This is a genomic window from Pseudomonas sp. TE21435 (assembly GCF_056279265.1).
In genome coordinates this window covers 1521056-1539779 of record NZ_JBWBQZ010000001.1, presented here as the reverse complement: position 1 = coordinate 1539779, position 18724 = coordinate 1521056, and the positions used below count along the sequence as shown (strand labels likewise).

10 protein-coding genes (1 of these 10 only partly in view) are annotated in these 18724 nt (G+C 66.9%); 3 read left to right on the top strand and 7 right to left on the bottom strand.

Translation table 11 applies throughout. The features are described from left to right. Positions 1-100 precede the first annotated feature (100 nt). Positions 101-982, top strand: coding sequence for a LysR substrate-binding domain-containing protein (locus ACZ9C1_RS06935; RefSeq protein ID WP_023631572.1), 882 nt, complete (start codon positions 101-103; stop codon positions 980-982). Positions 983-994: 12 nt separating this feature from the next. On the opposite strand, the gene ACZ9C1_RS06930 is transcribed toward ACZ9C1_RS06935, so the two are convergent. The 7 genes from ACZ9C1_RS06930 to ACZ9C1_RS06900 form a co-directional block, all read right to left on the bottom strand. Continuing rightward, positions 995-1723: a DUF899 domain-containing protein gene (locus ACZ9C1_RS06930; RefSeq protein WP_476253796.1), complete on the bottom strand. Its 729-nt coding sequence runs from the start codon at positions 1721-1723 to the stop codon at positions 995-997. Between the two features lie 1001 nt (positions 1724-2724). Continuing rightward, positions 2725-3507, bottom strand: a complete 783-nt coding sequence (locus ACZ9C1_RS06925; protein ID WP_476253795.1) for an amino acid ABC transporter ATP-binding protein — start codon at positions 3505-3507, stop codon at positions 2725-2727. Between the two features lie 23 nt (positions 3508-3530). Continuing rightward, positions 3531-4775, bottom strand: coding sequence for an NAD(P)/FAD-dependent oxidoreductase (locus tag ACZ9C1_RS06920; protein WP_258600738.1), 1245 nt, complete (start codon positions 4773-4775; stop codon positions 3531-3533). A gap of 16 nt (positions 4776-4791) precedes the next feature. Further along, positions 4792-5502 carry an ABC transporter permease gene (locus ACZ9C1_RS06915; RefSeq protein WP_102685465.1) on the bottom strand — a complete coding sequence of 237 codons (711 nt, stop codon included), beginning with the start codon at positions 5500-5502 and terminating at the stop codon, positions 4792-4794. After that, positions 5499-6218 (bottom strand): ABC transporter permease, encoded by a 720-nt coding sequence (locus ACZ9C1_RS06910; protein ID WP_102685466.1) that lies wholly within the window; start codon positions 6216-6218, stop codon positions 5499-5501. The genes ACZ9C1_RS06915 and ACZ9C1_RS06910 overlap by 4 nt, the downstream gene beginning before the upstream one ends. 101 nt (positions 6219-6319) lie before the next feature. Further along, a complete protein-coding gene (locus ACZ9C1_RS06905; RefSeq protein WP_023632571.1) occupies positions 6320-7072 on the bottom strand; it encodes a transporter substrate-binding domain-containing protein in 753 nt (250 codons plus the stop codon). Positions 7073-7098: 26 nt separating this feature from the next. Beyond that, positions 7099-7971 carry a MurR/RpiR family transcriptional regulator gene (locus tag ACZ9C1_RS06900; protein ID WP_102685467.1) on the bottom strand — a complete coding sequence of 291 codons (873 nt, stop codon included), beginning with the start codon at positions 7969-7971 and terminating at the stop codon, positions 7099-7101. A gap of 143 nt (positions 7972-8114) precedes the next feature. Here ACZ9C1_RS06900 and ACZ9C1_RS06895 point away from each other — a divergent pair, with 143 nt between their 5' ends. After that, positions 8115-9140 carry an Ldh family oxidoreductase gene (locus ACZ9C1_RS06895; RefSeq protein WP_110701411.1) on the top strand — a complete coding sequence of 342 codons (1026 nt, stop codon included), beginning with the start codon at positions 8115-8117 and terminating at the stop codon, positions 9138-9140. A 326-nt stretch (positions 9141-9466) separates the two neighbouring features. Beyond that, positions 9467-18724 carry the start of a non-ribosomal peptide synthase/polyketide synthase gene (locus tag ACZ9C1_RS06890; protein ID WP_476253794.1) on the top strand. 16188 nt of this gene lie beyond the right edge of the window, so 9258 of the gene's 25446 nt are visible here — the first part of the coding sequence; the start codon lies at positions 9467-9469; the stop codon falls past the right edge of the window.

Below are 18724 nucleotides of genomic sequence, written 5' to 3'. Positions count from 1 at the left end.
AGTGAATAATCTGGATGGAACCCAGTGTATTTGCGCATGTTGCCGGGTATCGGTGCCCGTGGTAGAAGTCAGGCTCGTCATTCAGAAGTCGAATATCAAGATGTCTGCCAGCGTAAAACCAAATAGGGCCTTGTTCGACCTCGACCTGTTGCGCGCCATTGTCGTGGTGGCTGACTGCGGCAGTTTCACCACCGCCGCGGCGCGCCTGCATTCCACGCAGTCGACCATCAGCCAGAAGGTCCGTCGCCTCGAGGACATGGTCGGCCACCGCTTGCTGGTGCGTGGCAACCGCGATGTGCTGCCCACCGATGCCGGGCAGACCCTGCTCGGTTATGCCCGGCACATGCTGGCCCTCAACGATCAGATGCTCGAGGCGTTGGCCGGGGCCATGGTCGGGGTAACCGTGCGCCTGGGCGTGCCGGAGGATTTCGTCGGCGGGCGCACCACCAATGCGTTGTCCGCGTTCAGCCGGCAGCATCCCCAGGTCAAGCTGGAAGTCACCAGCGGGCTGTGCCGCGATCTCAGCCAGGCCTATGACAACGGCGAGCTCGACCTGGTGCTGCTCAAGCAGCGGCGCAACAGCCGCGAGGGCGTGGCCTGCTGGCCGGAGCGCCTGCAATGGATCGACAGCGCGCGCATGCCGTCCTTCGATCTCGACCCGATTCCCTTGGTGACCTTTCCGCCACGCGGGCTGTACCGCGATGACATGATCAGCGCGATCGAAGGCATGGGCCGGCGCTGGCGCATCAGCTTCACCAGCTCGAGCCTCAGCGGTATCCAGGCGGCGGTGGCCGACGGCATGGGCATCAGCCTGCTGCCGCCGCGGGCAGCGCTGCTCGAGCACCGGGTGCTGGGCATCGAGCAGGGGCTGCCGGAGGTGGACAGCTACGAAATCGTCATCGTGCACCGGCCCACGGCGGATGTGATGGTCAAGGCACTGGCCGAGGTGTTGACGGAGTTGCTGGCGGTGCAGGCGATCTGATCCCGCCGGAACTCAATCCTTGCAGCAATGCGGCTTGTCACTGGCACTTTCATAGCGATCATGATGCCGCACCCAGTCCATCGTCCCGTCCTCGTTGCGCCCGAGGGGCGCCAGGTCGAGGAAGTTGTACGCGTTGACCAGGATGTCCAGCCCGCGGGCATAGGTGGAATAGGTGTGGTACAGGCTGCCGTCGCTATCCCGGTAGAACGCGCTGAGCCCGGGCAGCTCCGTTTCGTCGCCGGTGTAGGGTTCGTAGTTGTACTGGGCGCTGCCATCGGTGGCGACAGTGACGCCGAAATCCTGGTTGAAGCGGCTGCCGTGCGAGGAGAACCATGGGAAGTGCCAGCCCATGCGCCGGCGGAACGCCTGGAACTCGGCAAAGGGCGCCCGCGAAACCGCCACCAGGGAAACATCGTGGTGGGCCAGGTGCAGGTTGGCGCCGTCGAAGTGGTCGGCCAGGAACGAGCAGCCCGGGCAGCCTTCGTGCCAGCCGTCGGCGAACATGAAGTGATAGACCAGCAACTGGCTGCGTCCGGCGAACAGCTCGCCCAGGCTTAGATCGCCGTCCGGGCCCTGGAAACGGTAGTCCGGCTCCACCGCTACCCAGGGCAGGGCGCGGCGGGCGGCGGCAAGCTCGTCGCGTTGATGGGTGAAGGCTTTCTCGTGCAGCCAGAGCTGGTGCCGGGCGGCGAGCCACTGGCTGCGGGTTGCCACGGTGTGTTTGGGAGTGGGATGGCTCATGGCGTGACTCCACGCTTGGGGGTTCATCCCGTAGTCGGGTGGCCCTTAGGTAATTCGACAGGTTTTATCCGTTATCGACGAATGGTTGATCCACTGTTTGCTCTTGCTCTTGCTCTTGCTCTTGCTCTTGCTCTTGCTCTTGCTCTTGCTCTTGCTCTTGCTCTTGCTCTTGCTCTGCTTTTGCTTCTAAGCGCGCGATAGTTCAGGCGACACAAATTGCGACTTCAGGAGGCCGAACGGAGGTCTTGCGGAGGGAGGTGACGGGCATGGATGCCCGTCAAGCGCTGCGCCCCAGGATGGGGCGTTCAGCGCGGTCCTCCCGGGAGCAAGGCCGGAGTGAGGGGACCCGGAGCGAAGCGGAGGGCCGGATGAATGGAGCGAGGATTTTTTGGTTCCTTTTTGATCCTTCAAAAAGGGACCCGCCGTAAGGGCGGAAAGGTGATTATGCGTCACCATCGTAACTGAATGCGCATATAACTTTCAAAACGCTCACTGTGTAAGTCAAATTCAAATTCAAATTCAAATTCAAATTCAAATGCGATTGGTGTGGGTTTTCACAGTTGTAAGCGCATTCATTTACTATACTGACGCATAGTCACCTTTTCGCCCTTACGGCGAGTCACTTTTTGTCAAACGCGACAAAAAGTAACCAAAAAACGCTGCGCTCCGTTCATCCGGCCCTACGCTTCGCTCCGGGTCCCCTCACTCCGGCCTTGCTCCCGGGAGGACCGCGCTGAACGCCCCATCCTGGGGCGCAGCGCTTGACGGGCATCCATGCCCGTCACCTCCCTCCGCAAGGCCTGCGTTCGGCCTCCTGAAGTCGCGAAGTTACGGGCGGCGCTTGCACTGGCGCAGCTGTCGCTAGTGAGTTTGAAACTAATCTTGAGATCAAGATCAAGATCAAGATCAAGATCAAGATCAAGATTAAAACCTCATATATTGCAACGCTGTTTTGCCGGAGGCTGACTGGGTTGCGTATATCTGCGCAGGACCACGAACCACTAATGCAGGATCTGCTTCAAAAACGCCTGTGCCCGCGCCGTCCTGGGCTGCCCGAAGAACACTTCCGGTGAAGAGTCCTCAATGATCTGCCCACCTTCGAGAAACAACACCCGCTCTGCCACCTGTCGGGCAAAGCCCATCTCGTGGGTCACGCAGAGCATGGTCATGCCGGTGCCGGCCAGTTGCACCAGCACATCCAGCACCTCGGCCACCATCTCCGGGTCGAGCGCCGAGGTCGGCTCGTCGAACAGCATGATCCTCGGCTTCATGCACAACGCCCGGGCGATCGCCACCCGCTGCTGCTGGCCGCCGGAGAGCTGGCTGGGGTACTTGTGCGCCTGGCTTTCGATACCGACCTTGCTCAGGTACGAGCGCGCCCGTTCCTCGGCGTCCCGCCGCGACAGGCCGCGCACGCTCATCGGTGCCAGCAGACAGTTGTCGAGCACGCTCATGTGCGGGAACAGGTTGAAGTGCTGGAACACCATGCCGATTTCGCTGCGCACCTGGCTGGCTTGGCGGCCAGTGCTGGCAAGGTAGGTGCCAGCCACGCGGATGCTGCCCTGCTGGGCGATCTCCAGGCGGTTGATGCAGCGGATCAGCGTCGACTTGCCCGAGCCCGACGGGCCACAGAGCACGATTCGTTCGCCCTCGCGCACCGACAGGTCGATATCGTGCAGCACATGGAACGCGCCGTAATGCTTGTTCAGGCCCTCGATACGGATCAGCTCCGGGCGCGGGTCGGGGGCAGGGTGCAGGCTGGCAAGGCTCAAGGGTGCGGTCATCTTGTTGTTCTCCCGCTCAAGGTTCAGGCGAAGCGTGCGGCGCTGTAGGGCGCAGGGTCGGTGAAGGGGCGCTCGCCGGTCATCAGCTCCGCCAGCAGGCGGCCACTGACCGGGCCCAGCGTCAGGCCATGATGGGCATGGCCGAAGTTGAACCACAGGTGCTTGTGCAGCGGCGCCGGGCCGATCACCGGGCGCATGTCTGGCAGGCAGGGGCGACGGCCCAGCCAGGGCTTGTCGTCCAGGCGCTCGCCCAGGGCCGGGAACAGCTTGCGCGCCAGGGCCTCGCAGCGGCGCAGCTGGATCTCGTTGGCCGGGGCTTCGCTGGCGGCGAACTCGATGCCGGTGGTCAGGCGCACCCCCCGGGCCATCGGCGCCAGGACATAGCCGCCCTGGGTGTCGCAGATCGAGTGACCCAGTTCGGCGCCGTCGCGGGTCGCGTAGTGCATGTGATAGCCGCGCTTGATCCCCAGCGGAAAGTGGTAGCCCAGCCGTTCATAGAGGTCGGCCGACTGCGGGCCGAGGCAGGCCACCACCTCGTCGGCCATCACCGTGCCCCGGCGGCTGTCCACCTGCCAGCCGCCCTCGACCTGGCGCAGGCTGCGCGCATCGCCGTAGAGGAACTGCCCGCCACGCTGGACGAACAGCGCGGCGTAACCACGGGTCAAGCCGCCGGGGTTGCTCACGGTCTTCGGATCGAGCCAGTGGATGCCACCGATCACCCCACCGTCCAGTTGCTGCTCGCGGGCCTGCAGTTGCTCGCGTTCGAGGATCTCGTAGCGCAGGCCGTAGCGGGCCAGGCCTTGAAGGTCGTGCTTGGCCTGGGCGAACAGCGCGGCGTCGCGGTACACCTCGATCCAACCCTTGGCTTGCACCAGCCCTTGCAGGCCGGCGGCTTCGATCAGCACATCGTGTTCCTCGACGCTGCGCTGCACCAGCGGCAGCATGTCGGCGGCGGCCTTGGCCAGGCGCCCGGGAGCGGACTGGCGCCAGTAGCTGAGCAGCCACGGTGCGGCCTTGGGCAGGTGGGCAAGGCTGTAGCGCACGTCGGGCTGGCGGTTCAGGCCATAGCGCAGCAGGGCGCTGTACTGGCGCGGGAAGGCATAGGGGATCACGCTGGAACGCTCGATCAGCCCGGCGTTGCCATGGCTGGTGCCGCTGCCTGGCTCGTCGCGGTCGATGAGGATCACCTGGCGTCCGCGGGCCTGCAGATGCAGGGCGGTACTGACGCCGACGATGCCGGCGCCCAGGACGATGGTCTGGCAATGCATGGAAGATTTCCTTCAGTCAGTTCAGGTGGCGGCCCAGGCGGGCTTCCAGGTGTTTCAAGGTGCGCCGGACCACCTCGACGATCAGCAGGTAGAGCACTGCCGCCCACAGGTAGATCTGGAAGTCGAAGCTGCGCGAGAAGGCCAGCTTGGTCACCCCCATCAAGTCGTAGATCGTCACCAGCGAGGCAATGGCGCTGGCCTTGATCATCATGATCAGCTCGTTGCCCAGCGGGCCGATGGCCACCAGCAGCGACTGTGGCAGGACCACCTTGAAGAAGGTGGTCGAGCGCTTGAGGTTGAGTGCCTTGGCCGCCTCGTACTGGCCCGGCGCGACCGCCATCAGGCTGGCGCGGAAGATCTCGGCCTGGTAGGCCGCCGTGTTGAGGGTGAAGGCGAGCAGGGCGCAGTACCAGGCCTCGCGGAAGAACCACCAGAGGCCCAGCTCCTGCCAGAAACCCTTGAGCGAACCCAGCCCGTAGTACAGCAGGAACAGCTGGGCCAGCAGCGGTGAACCGCGGAAGAAGTACACGTAGCCAGCCGCCAGGCGCCGCAGCACGCGGCTGGGTGACATGCGCGCCAGCGCCAGGAGCATGCCCAGCAGCGCGCCGAGGGTGAACGAGATCGCCACCAGCTTGGCGGTGACCAGCAGGCCATCGACGAAACGCGCGCCGTAGCGGTCCAGCAAGTCCGGGTCGAGCACGTAGGCCAGCAGTTGCTCCAGGCTCATGGGCGGGCTCCTTGCAGGTGGCGATTGCTGCGCCGCTCGAGCAGGGCAAAGACCCTGCCCGACAGCGCCGAGAACAACAGGTAGACCAGGCAGGCCACCCCGTAGAACAGCATCGGTTCCTTGGTCACGCTGACCGCCAGGTTGGTCTGGCGCATCAGGTCGATCAGCGAGATGGTCGAGACCAGCGAGGTGTCCTTGAGCAGGCTCAGCCAGTTGTTCGACAGGCCCGGCAGGGCGATGCGCGTCAGTTGCGGCAGCACCACCTTGAAAAAACCGGTGCGCTTGCCCAGGCCCAGGGCCGCGCAAGCCTCCAGTTGACCCTTGGGCAGGGTCTTGAAGGCCATCAGCCAGATCTCGCTGGAGAACGCGGCGAACACCAGGCTGAAGGCAGCCATGGCGGCGAGGAAGGTGTTGATCAGCACCTCGCCTTCATAGCCCAGCGCGGCGAGGAGCTTCTGCGCGGCGATCTGGCAGCCGTAGTAGATGATCAACAGGGTGAGCAGTTCGGGCAGGCCGCGAAACACCGTGGAGAAGGTGGTGGCCCAGGCCCGCGGCAGGCGTTTGCGCGAGCGCGCGGCGAGCGCCACCAGCAGGCCCAGTGGCAGGCCGATGGGCAGGCAGGCCAGGGCTAGCGACACGGTCACCAGCGCGCCGGCCAGCAGCGCCTGGCCCCAGCCGCCGCTGGCGAAGGAAAGCAGGGAGAGTTGATCGAGCATGGCTAACCCCCAGGAAACAGGTGCCCCGGTGGGAGCGGGCTTGTCCCGCGATGGCGTGGTTCACTGATCCGCCATCGCGCGGCAGGCCGGCCTCCACGAGATTACTGGTAGATATCGAAGGCGAAATACTTGCTCGCGATCTTCTGGTAGGTGCCATTGGCCACGATCGCCGCCAGCGCCTCGTTCAGCCGGGTGCGCAGGGCCTGGTCGTCCTTGCGCACGGCAATCGCCGCGTCGGCCTTGGTGCCGTCGACATCGCCGAGGATCTTGCAGCAGTCCTTGCCATTCTTGTTCAGCCATTCGTGCAGCGGGAACTTGTCGGCGATCACCCCGTCCAGGCGCCCGGCGGCGAGGTCGGCGTTGGCTTCGTCAAGGGTCGGGTACAGCTTCACGTCCGCGCCGGCCTTGCCGTATACGTCCTCGGCGTAGATCGCCTGGGTCGAGGCGGATTGCGCGCCGACCGTGTAGCCCTTGAAGTCGGTCTGCGCATCGCTGATCGGGCTGTCCTTGGCGACGGCCACGGTCAGTGGGGTGCGGTAGTAGTGGTCGGTGAAGGCGATCTTCCGGCGCCGTTCCTCGGTGTCGATCATCGAGGCCACCACCGCATCGTACTTGCGCGCCATCAACGCCGGAATGATGCCTTCCCAGTCCTGGGCCACCAGGGTGCACTCGACCTTCATCTGTTCGCACAGGGCATGGGTGATGTCGATGTCGAAGCCGTGCAGCTTGTTGTCGGCATCGACGTAGTTGAAGGGAGGATATGCCCCTTCAGTGGCAAAACGCAGGGTCTCGGCACTGGCGTGGCCCGCCAGCAGCAGGGCGCACGCACCCACCACAGCCATGGTTCCTTTCATCTCGCACCTCGGTCATCGCACTCTTGCTATTGTTGTTTGCCCGCCGGCCACGAGGTGTAGCCGACGAACTCGTTATGTAGAGCGGCAGTTGCTTCCAAGCGTTTTTCAACATCCGGTCCGAGCTGCTTGCAGACCTCGTTGACCATCAGGTGCACCCACGACAGCATGGTCGCGGTGGATTCCCAGAACAGGTTGAATTCGGTGGGGATGCGGAACACCTCGTCGGCTTCGGCATCAGCCCAGTCACAGAAGGTGTCGGTGACCAGGGTCACCGGAATGCCCAGCGCACGCGCCTTGTGGCACAGCTGCTGGGCGTGGCGCGAATAGCGGCGCGCCTCGAACACCACTAGCGCGCAGTCCTGCGGGCGCCCCAGCAGTACCTCGCCGAAATGCCCGGCGCTGCCATCGACCAGTTGCACGCCGTCGCGCAGGTACTGCAGCAGGTGGCTCATGCACATGGCCACGCCACGCTCGGTCTGAAAGCCGGCGACGAATACCCGGGGTTTGTCGGCCAGGCGCCGAGCGACCTGTTGCCAGGTTTCGCCGCGGCTGTACTCGTGCACGCGCACCAGCGCGGCCATCTCCAGCTCCAGGCTGCCTGAGCGCTGGTCGTCCTCGGGTTGCTGGCGAAACGCCTGCAGGCGGTCGCCGGCCAGCCACGGGCCGTCGCCCAGGTCGTTCTGCAGGTCGTGCTTGAGGGCCTTGAGGTGGGCATAGCCCAGGGCGCGGCAGAAGCGGCCGACGCTCGATTCGCTCACGCCCAGCTTGGCGGCGATGCTGGCCGAGGTCTGGAACGGCAGCTCATGGAGGTTGGCGAGCATGTAGCTGGCGATCTGGCGGCCCGAGGCGGCAGCGGTGTGCAGGCTGCTTTCCAGGCGTTGCTTGATCGATTGGCTCATGGTCGTTTCCGGCTGATTTCTGGCGTGGAAGCCAAAATGGCTGTTTTCTGTCATCAAGTCAATATTTGACAGATAGCTGTCATTGGCGGGAAAGTCTGTGCAGTTGCGCTGTAGCGATTCCAATTCCAAGAAAGGAGCTCCAGATGTCTTCACCTTCCACCGGCCCTGTCGTGCGCGTGCCTTTTACCGAACTGCGGGCGTTATTGCAGTCGATCTTCGCGCGGCATGGCTGCAGCGCGGCGGTGGCCGCCGTGCTCGCCCACAACTGCGCCAGCGCCCAGCGTGACGGTGCCCACAGCCACGGGGTGTTCCGTATTCCCGGTTATGTCTCGACCCTCGCCAGCGGTTGGGTCGATGGCCACGCCGAGCCGCAGGTAACCGACCTGGCGCCAGCTTATGTGCAGGTCGATGCCAAGGGTGGGTTTGCCCAGCCGGCCCTGGCCGCCGCCCGCGCGCTGTTGGTGGAGAAGGCGCGCACGGCCGGCATCGCGGTGCTGGCGATCCATAATTCGCACCATTTCGCCGCGCTGTGGCCGGATGTCGAGCCATTCGCCGATGAAGGCCTGGTGGCCCTGAGCGTGGTCAACAGCATGACCTGCGTGGTGCCCCATGGTGCGCGCAAGCCGTTGTTCGGCACCAACCCCATCGCCTTCGCCGCGCCTTGCGCGGGGCACGACCCGATCGTCTTCGACATGGCCACCAGTGCCATGGCCCATGGCGACGTGCAGATTGCCGCCCGGGCCGCCGAACAGCTGCCGCCGGGCATGGGCGTGGATGCCGCCGGCCAGCCGACCAACGACCCCAAGGCGATTCTCGAAGGGGGGGCCTTGCTGCCGTTCGGCGGCCACAAAGGCTCGGCGCTGTCGATGATGGTCGAACTGCTGGCGGCAGCGCTGACGGGGGGCCATTTTTCCTGGGAGTTCGACTGGTCCGGGCATCCGGGGGCAAAGACCCCATGGACCGGGCAGTTGCTGATCGTGATCGACCCCACCAAGGCGCAAGGTGAGCGTTTTGCCCAGCGCAGCCGCGAACTGGTGGAGCAGATGCAGGAAGCGGGGCTGACGCGCATGCCGGGGGAACGGCGCTACCGTGAGCGTGAAGTGGCACTGCGCGAGGGCGTGGGTTTGACCGAAGGGGAGTTGGCCGAGTTGCAAGCGCTGGCTGGCTGAACCCGCTCTTTTGTCAATCGGGGAGTCAGGCGCCTGAGCGGCCTGGCTCCCTAGTGTGGTGTTTTGCAAATACGACCAATAAATCGCGAGTGTTTTTTGCGCTCAGGCAAGGCGTCGCGACGAGTCGTAGCCCAGCTACGGCGAGGAGCGACAACGCCGCATGAGCGCAAAAAGCGCCGCGAGTTATGGTCGTTATTTGTGAAACACCACACTAGCGTTGAACCCTTCTGCTCCTGCCGTTGTCCCCCCTTCCCATGTCAGCCCGCCCCCCCGCGATCCATTAGCGTTCCGAGCATTTCCGACTGGCAAAAGCAGGATGCTTACCAATGCTCTTCAGCGAACTCATGGCAGCGCTTTCCACCCGTGCGATCCGACTCCAGCGCGAGGAGGCCGACCTGATCGTCGAGGGCGATGACGACACCCTCGATGACGCGCTGTGGGACGCATTGGCGGCGCACAAGCCAGCGCTGCTAGAGATGCTTGCGGGCCTGGAGGATGGCTGGCTGAGCCCGGCGCTGCGCATCACCCCCGACATGCTGCCCCTGGCCGGGCTCGACCAGGCCGCCATCGACCGCATCGTCGCCACGCTGCCCGGGGGCGCGGCGAATCTGCAGGACATCTACCCGTTGGCGCCGCTGCAGGAAGGCATGCTCTACCACCACCTCACGGCCGCCGAGGGTGATCCCTATGTGCTGCAGGCGCAGCTGCGTTTTGCCAGCCCGGCGCACCTGCAGGCGTTCGCCGAGGCGCTCGACTGGGTGATCCAGCGCCATGACATCCTGCGCACGGCACTGGCCTGGGAATACCTGGACCAGCCGCTGCAGGTGGTGTGGCGCAAGGCGCCCCTGGCTTGCGAGGCAGTCGCAAGCCTGGACGATGACGAGCCGCTGGAGCAATTGCGCGCCCGTTTCGACACGCGTCATTACCGCATGGACCTGGCCCAGGCCCCCTTGCTGCGGCTGGTGCATGGCCAGGATCGCGACGGCCGGGTGCTGGGCTTGCTGCTGTTTCACCACACGGTCATGGACCACACCGGCCTGGACATCGTCCGCCGCGAGATCCAAGCCTATCTCGCAGGTGATGGCGAGCGGCTGCCAGCGCCGGTGCCGTTCCGTGACCTGTTGGCCAGAAGCCGCCAGGCCCAGGACGAACAGGCCCATGAAGCATTCTTTGGCGCCATGCTGGCCGATATCGATGCGCCGACCCTGGCCTTCGGCGTCCAGGAGGTGGCCGGCCAGCCCATGGAGGAAGCACGGATCACCCTGGCGCCCGGCCTCAGCCAACGTCTGCGTGCCCAGGCCCGGTTGCTCGGGGTCAGCCCGGCCAGCATCATGCACCTGGGGCTGGCGCGCCTGCTGGGGGCGTGGTCCGGGCGCGAGTCGGTGGTGTTCGGCAGCGTGCTGCTGGGGCGCATGGCGGCGGGCGAGGGCGGCGAACACGCCCTCGGGATGTTCATCAATACCTTGCCGCTGCGGGTCGACCTGCAGGGGCAGGGTGTGCGCGATGCACTGTTGTTGACCCACCGCCAGCTGACGGCATTGCTCGGCCACGAACAGGCGCCGCTGGCCCTGGCCCAGCGTTGCAGCGGTGTGGTGGCGCCGATGCCGTTGTTCAACAGCATGCTCAACTATCGCCATAGCGCGGCGGGCGACGCCGCCGCGGTGATCGCAGTGGCGCCGGGCATCGATGTGGTCGGCACCGAAGAGCGTACCAACTACCCCTTGAACCTGGCGGTCGACGATCTGGGTGTCGACCTGCGCCTGACGGTCCAGGCCCTCGCCGAATGGGGCGCCGAGCGGCTGTGCGGGCAACTGCGGCAGGTGTTCGAGGGGCTGGTGGAAGCGCTCGAGCGCGCCCCCGACCTGCCCGTGCTGGCGCTGCCGGTGCTGACGCCCGAGGAGCGCCATCAACTGCTGACCGGCTGCAACACCACGGTCGCCGAACACGACCTCGACCTGCCGTTGCACGCGTTGTTCGAGCGCCAGGCGCTGCTGCATCCACAGGTGGTGGCCATCGAGGCGGAAGGTGAACAGCTGACCTATCGGCAGCTCAACGAACAGGCCAACCGCCTGGCCCACCATTTGATCGCCCTGGGCGTGCGCCCCGACGACCGGGTGGCGATCTGCATCGAGCGTGGCCCGTCGATGGTGGTTGGCCTGCTGGCCATCCTCAAGGCCGGTGGCGCCTATGTGCCAGTGGACCCGAGCTACCCGGCCGAGCGCATCCGCCACATGCTCGTCGACAGCGCGCCGTTGGCGGTGCTGGTGCACGCGGCCACCCGCGAGGTGCCGGGCAAACTGGCCGTGCCGCGTGTCGACCTCGACCAGGCGGGCTGGGAAAGCCTGCCGGCGACCGACCCACGGGTGGTCGGGTTGACCTCGCGCCACCTCGCCTATGTGATCTACACCTCCGGCTCCACCGGGCTGCCCAAGGGCGTGATGGTCGAGCACCGCAGCGTGGTCAACCTGGTGCACTGGAGCGCCGGGCTGTGCCCCGCGACTGCGGACGGCGCGGTGCTGCACAAGACTCCGATCAGTTTCGACGCCTCGGTGTGGGAGCTGTTCTGGCCGCTGGGCAGCGGCCTGCGCCTGGTGCTGGCGCGGCCGGACGGCCAGCGTGACGCGGACTATGTGGCGCGGCGAATCATCGAGTCCAGGGTCAGCGTGGTGCAGTTCGTGCCGGCGCTGTTGCAGCAGTTCCTCGAACAGGCGCGCAGCGCGCAGTGCAGCAGCCTCACCGACATCGTCTGCGGCGGGGGCGAGCTGACCGAAGCCCTGGTGCGCCAGGTGCGCGAGCGTCTGCCGCAGGTGCGCCTGCACAACGTCTACGGCCCCACCGAAACCACGGTCGATTGCAGCGTCTGCACCCTGGAGCCCGATCAGCCCGTGCCGGAAGGCGCGCTGCCGATCGGCCGGCCGATCGACAACACCCGCCTGTACGTACTGGACGGCGCGGACCAGCCGCTGCCCTGGGGCGTGGCCGGGCACCTGCACATCGGTGGCGTGGGCGTGGCGCGTGGCTACCTGGGCTTGGCCGGGCAACAGGCCGAGCGCTTCATCGACAGCCCGTTTGTGCGCGGCGAGCGCCTGTACCGCAGCGGTGACCTGGTGCGCCAGCGCGCCGACGGTTCGTTGCAGTTCCTCGGCCGCAATGATCACCAGATCAAGCTGCGCGGCCTGCGTATCGAACCGGGCGAGATCGAAGCCTGCCTGAACCGCGTGGACGGCGTGCGTGAGGCGCTGGTGCTGGTTCATGAACACCCGCACAGCGGCCAGCGCCTGGTGGCTTACCACACCGGCCTGGATCACGCCGCGCAGTACCTGCGCGAGCGCTTGCTGGAGCAGTTGCCCGAATACATGGTGCCAGCCTTGTTCATCCACTTGGATGACATGCCGCTGACGCCCAACGGCAAGGCCGACCGCAAGGCCCTGCCGACCCCCGAAGCGCCAGTGCGCCAGTACCAGGCGCCCCAGGGCCCGATCGAGACCGCCCTGGCTGCGATCTGGGTGGACCTGCTGGGTGTGGGGCCCGTGGGGCGTGACGACAACTTCTTCGAACTGGGCGGCCATTCGCTGCTGGCGGTCCGCCTGGTGGAGCGCATGCGCCAGCAGGCGCTGGAGGCCGATGTGCGGGTACTGTTCAGCCAGCCCACGCTGGCCGCGCTGGCGGCCTCGGTGGGGGGGCGGGCCGCTGTCGACGTGCCGGCCAACCGTATCCCGGCAGGCTGCACAAGGATCACCCCGGACCTGCTGCCCCTGGCCGACCTCGGCCAGGACGCCATCGACACGCTGGTGCGGCAGATCCCCGGTGGCGTGGCCAACGTCCAGGACATCTACGGCCTGGCCCCGCTGCAGCAGGGCATTCTTTACCATCACCTGGCCAGCGAAGGCGCCGACCCCTATGTGGTGCAGGCGCGTTTCGCCTTTGCCGGGCAGGCCGAACTGGACGCCTTCGTCGCCGCGCTGAACCAGGTCATCGCCCGTCACGACATCCTGCGCACCAGCCTGCATTGGCAGGGCCTGGACGCGGCGGTGCAGGTGGTCTGGCGCGAGGCGCCGCTGCTGCTGAGCCCGGCGCTCGAAACACCGCGCCTCGACCTGGGCCAGGCGCCGTTGCTGCGCCTGAGCAGCCAGCGCCAGGCAGGGCGGCTGGAGGCGACCCTGCTGCTGCATCATATTCTTGTCGACCACACCGCCGTGGAGCAGCTGATGCTCGAGGTGGGGGCGTTGCTGCAAGGCTCCGCAGAGCTGCCTGCCAGCATCCCGTATCGCAACTACGTGGCCCAGGCACGTCTTGGCGCGGACCCGCAGGCCGACGAGGCCCTGTTCCGCGAGCTGCTGGGCGATATCGACGAACCGACCGAGGCGTTCGGCCTGCGCGAGGCCATGGCCGACACCCATTCGGTGGGTGAAAGCCGTTGGCCCTTGGAGCCGGCGCTGGTCGCACGTCTGCGCGGGCAGGCCAGGGCGCTGGGGGTCAGTGTCGCCAGCCTGGTGCACCAGGCCTGGGGCCAGGTGCTGGCGCAGATGTCCGGGCGCGAAGAGGTGGTGTTCGGCACCGTGCTGCTCGGTCGCCTGCTGGGCGGCGAGGGTGCCGATCGGGCGTTGGGCATGTTCATCAACACCCTGCCGCTGCGGGTCAGCGTGGGCAGCGGCGGTGTGGCCGAAGGCGTGCGCCTGACCCATCAGCGCCTGGCGCGCCTGCTGGCCCATGAACAGGCCTCCCTGGCCCTGGCCCAGCGCTGCAGCGGCGTGCCGGCCTCGCAGGCGCTGTTCAGCAGCCTGCTGAACTATCGCCACAGTGCTGGCCAGCCTGCGCAGGGGCCGGTCTGGCCGGGGATCGAACTGTTGACCGCGCAGGAGCGCAGCAACTACCCGCTGGTGGTCAGTGTCGACGACTATGGGGATGATTTCCGGTTGACGGTGCAGGCCGTGGCGTCGGTCGATGGCGAGCGCGTCTGCCGCTTGCTGCAGTGGGCCTTGACGCAGTTGGTCACGGCGCTGGAGCAGACCCCGCAGGTCGCGCTGCACAGTCTGCATGGATTGCCCAGGGTCGAGCGCGACTGCGTGCGGGGTCGCTTCAATGCCACGGCACGCGACTACCCGCGCGAGCTGGCCGCCCACCGCCTGTTCGAAGCCCACGCCGCGAGCACGCCAGAGGCGCTGGCGGTGATTCACGGTGAACGCCAGTGGAGCTATGCCCAGCTCGATGACCAGGCCAATCGCCTGGCGGTCTACCTGCTCGAGCAGGGCGTGCGCGCCGGTGATCGCGTGGCCTTGTTGCTGCCACGCTCCTTCGACCTGCTGGCGGCCCAGCTGGCGGTGAGCAAGTGCGCGGCGGTGTTCGTACCGCTGGACGGCAATGCCCCGGCTGAGCGCCAGGCGTTCATGGTCGGCGACAGCGGGGCGGCGCTGCTGCTGACCCACAACGATCAGCCCGAAGTGGCGGGAGCGCGCCGGGTCGAACTCGACCGGCTCGACCTGAGCACCTATGCGGCTGCGCCGCTGGGCCTGGCGGTGGACGCCGGCAGCGCGGCGTACATCATGTACACCTCCGGCTCCACCGGCACGCCGAAGGGCGTGCAGGTGCCGCACCGGGCCATCGTGCGCCTGGTGATCAACAACGGTTTTGCCGACTTCAATAGCCAGGACCGCGTGGCGTTCGCCTCCAACCCGGCGTTCGACGCCAGCACGCTGGAAGTCTGGGCGCCGCTGCTCAACGGCGGCGCGGTGGTGGTGATCGACCAGGACCAGGTGCTGTCGCGCCAGGGCCTGCGTGAGGTGCTGCTGGAGCAGGGCGTCACGGTGCTGTGGCTGACTGCCGGGCTGTTCCACCAGTTCGCCGACGACCTGCTGCCGGCGTTCCGTGGCCTGCGTTACCTGATGGTCGGTGGCGACGTGCTGGACCCGGCGGTGATCGCCCGGGTACTGCGTGACGGCGCGCCGCAGCACCTGCTCAATGGCTACGGCCCGACCGAGGCCACCACCTTCAGCACCACCCACGAAATCACCGCGGTGGGTGAGGGCAGCATTCCCATCGGCAAACCGATCGGCAACAGCCGCTGCTATGTGCTCGATGCCCGCCAGCAACTGCTGCCGGTGGGGGCGGTGGGCGAGCTGTATATCGCCGGCGACGGCGTGGCCCTGGGTTACCTGGGCCAGCCGGAACTCACGGCCGAACGCTTCCTGCCCGACCCGTTCAATAGCGGCACGATGTACCGCAGTGGCGACCTGGTCAGCTGGCAGGCTGACGGCACCCTGCGTTACCTGGGCCGAGCCGACCAGCAAATCAAGCTGCGTGGCTTCCGTATCGAGCTGGGCGAGATCGAGGCGCGTCTAGGCGAATGCCCGGGTGTGCGTGACGCGGCGGTGATCGTGCGCGAGGACGCGCCGGGAGACAAACGCCTGGTGGCGTACTTCACCGGCGAGACCCCGGCCATCGGCGAACTGCACGAGCGCCTGCAAGGTGTGCTGCCGGACTACATGCTGCCGTCGGCTTATGTGCGACTTGAAGCCTTGCCATTGACCGCCAACGGCAAGCTCGACCGCCGCGCCTTGCCGCAGCCAGGCAGCGAGGCCGTGGTCAGCCGCGCCTTCGAGGCGCCGCAGGGCGAGGTGGAGACGGCACTGGCCGCGATCTGGGCCGAGGTGCTCAAGGTCGAGCAGGTCGGCCGCCACGACCACTTCTTCGAACTGGGCGGCCACTCGCTGCTGGCGGTGAGCCTGGTCGAGCGCATGCGCAAGGCCGGCCTGGCTGCCGACGTGCGCGTGCTGTTCGCCCAGCCGACCCTGGCCGCGCTGGCAGCGGCGGTGGGCGCTGGACGAGAGGTGGCCGTGCCCGAGAACCGTGTCCCCCACGATGCGACCCGGATCACCCCAGAGATGCTCAGCCTGATCGAACTGGACCAGGCCCGCATCGACCGCATCGTCGCCGGCGTGCCGGGCGGCGCCGCCAACGTGCAGGAGATCTACCCGCTGGCACCGTTGCAGGCGGGCATCCTTTATCACCACCTGAGCGCCGAGCAGGGCGATCCGTACCTGCTGCAGTCGCGTCTGGCCTTTGACAGCCTCGAGCGCCTGCGTAGCTGGGCAGCGGCCTTGCAACAGGTCATCGACCGCCACGACATCCTGCGCACTTCGGTGGTCTGGGAAGGCCTGGCGGAGCCGGTGCAGGTGGTCTGGCGCCAGGCCAACCTGGCGCTCAGCGAAGTCACCGGCCTGGGTGAGGAGTCCGTGATCGAGCAGTTGCTGGCGCGTTTCGATGCCCGCCAGCAGCGTCTGGACCTGACCCGGGCACCCTTGCTGCGACTGGTCTATGCCGAGGATCCGCGCCAGGGCGAGTGGGTGGCGCTGTTGCAGTTCCACCACCTGACCCTCGACCACGCCGCGATGGCCGTGGTCGGCGAGGAGATGCAGGTGCTGCTGGACGGTCGTGGTGCCACGCTGCCTGCCGCGGTGCCGTATCGCAATTATGTCGCCCAGGTCTGCCTGGGCGACGATCAGGCCAGCCATGAGGCGTTCTTCCGCGCCCAGTTGGGGGATGTCGAAGAACCGACCCTGCCCTTTGGCCTGGCCGATGTGCAGGGCGATGGCGGACGGGTCGAGCATGCCGCCCTGATGCTGCCTGAGGCCCTGGCCCAAGGCCTGCGCGAGCAGGCCCGGCAGCGTGGCGTCAGCGCCGCGAGCCTGGTGCACCTGGCCTGGGCGCGGGTGGTGGGCGTGCTGGCAGGGCGTCGCGATGTGGTGTTCGGCACCGTATTGATGGGCCGCCTGCAAGCCGGCGAGGGCGCCGACCGCGCCCTGGGCATGTTCATCAACACCCTGCCACTGCGGGTGGACACCGCGCTGCCGGTGGAGCAGGCCGTGCGCGTCACTCATCAGCGCTTGTCGGCCCTGCTCGGTCACGAGCATGCGCCCTTGGCGCTGGCCCAGCGTTGCAGCGGCGTGGCGGCTTCGGCGCCGTTGTTCAGTGCCTTGCTCAACTACCGGCACAGCGCCGAGGCGGCCCGGGACGGTGAAGGTATTTGGCAGGGTGTGCGCCTGCTGGGCGGCGAGGAGCGCAGCAACTACCCGTTGACCCTGAGCGTCGATGACCTGGGCGAGGGTTTCTCGCTGAGCGTGCTGGCCGCCGAGGGATTGCCTGCGGCGCAGGTCGGCACGTGGATGGTCAATACGCTAGGCCAACTGTTGCAGGCGCTGGAGCGGGCGCCGGGCCAGGGACTCGATCATCTGCCGATGCTGGATGACGAGGCTTTGCGCCAGGTGGTGGAGGGCTTCAACGCCACGGCCGTCAATTATCCGCAAGGGCACACCGTGCATGCGCTGGTCGAGGCCCAGGCGCCCGAGGCGCTGGCCGTGGTGCAGGGCGAGGTGAGCCTGAGCCATGGCGAGCTGAACCAGCGCGCCAATCGTCTGGCCCATTACCTGATCAAGCGTGGCGTGGTCCTGGGGGATCGCGTGGCGCTGTGCCTGCCGCGCGGTCCGCAGCGGCTGGTGGCGATGCTGGCCGTGCTCAAGGCCGGCGCGGCCTATGTGCCGGTCGATCCGGGTTATCCGGCGGAGCGTATTGCCTATCTGCTCAGTGACAGTGCGCCGACGCTGGTGCTGGTCGAATCGAGCACTGAGTCGCTGGTGGACGCGGTGGCCAAGGTCGCACTGGATGGCGATGACTGGCTGGACCAGGCCGATGACAATCCGGTTGTCCAGGGCCTGGACGAGCATCAGCTGGCCTATGTGATCTACACCTCCGGTTCCACCGGCCAGCCCAAGGGAGTAATGGTCGAGCACCGCACCCTGGCTAACTTGGTCCACTGGCATTGCCAGGCCTTCGACCTGGGCGCCGGCAGCCACACCTCCAGCGTCGCCGGCTTCGGCTTCGACGCCATGGCCTGGGAGGCCTGGCCGGCGCTGTGCGCCGGGGCGGTGCTGCACCTGCCGCCGGCGCAGATTGGCGGCGAGCACGTGGACGAACTGCTCGACTGGTGGCTGCAGCAGCCGCTGCAGGTCAGCTTCCTGCCGACCCCGGTGGCCGAGCAGGCGCTGCGCCGCGAACGCCAGCACCCGACCCTGCACACCTTGCTGGTGGGCGGCGACCGTTTGCGCCAGTTCGACCGTGATCCGGGCTTCGTGCTGGTCAACAACTACGGCCCGACCGAGACCACGGTGGTCGCGACGTCTGGTCAACTTCAGCCGGGTGGCGCGCTGCATATCGGCAAGCCGACCGCCAATACCCGCGTCTATGTGCTGGATGCGCAGCGCCAGCCGGTGCCGGTCGGCGTGACCGGCGAGCTGTACATCGGTGGCGCGCAGGTCGCCCGTGGCTACTTCAACCGCCCCGACCTCACCGCCGAGCGTTTCCTCGACGACCCGTTCGCCGCTGGCCGGATGTACCGCAGCGGCGACCTGGTGCGCTGGAACGCCGACGGCACCCTGGAGTACCAGGGGCGCAACGACGACCAAGTGAAGATCCGCGGTGTGCGGGTCGAACTGGGCGAGATCGAGGCCGCGCTCAAGGCCCAGCCGGGCATCGCCGATGCCGTGGTGCTGGTGCGCGACGAGCGCCTGCTGGCGTGGTTCACCGAAGCG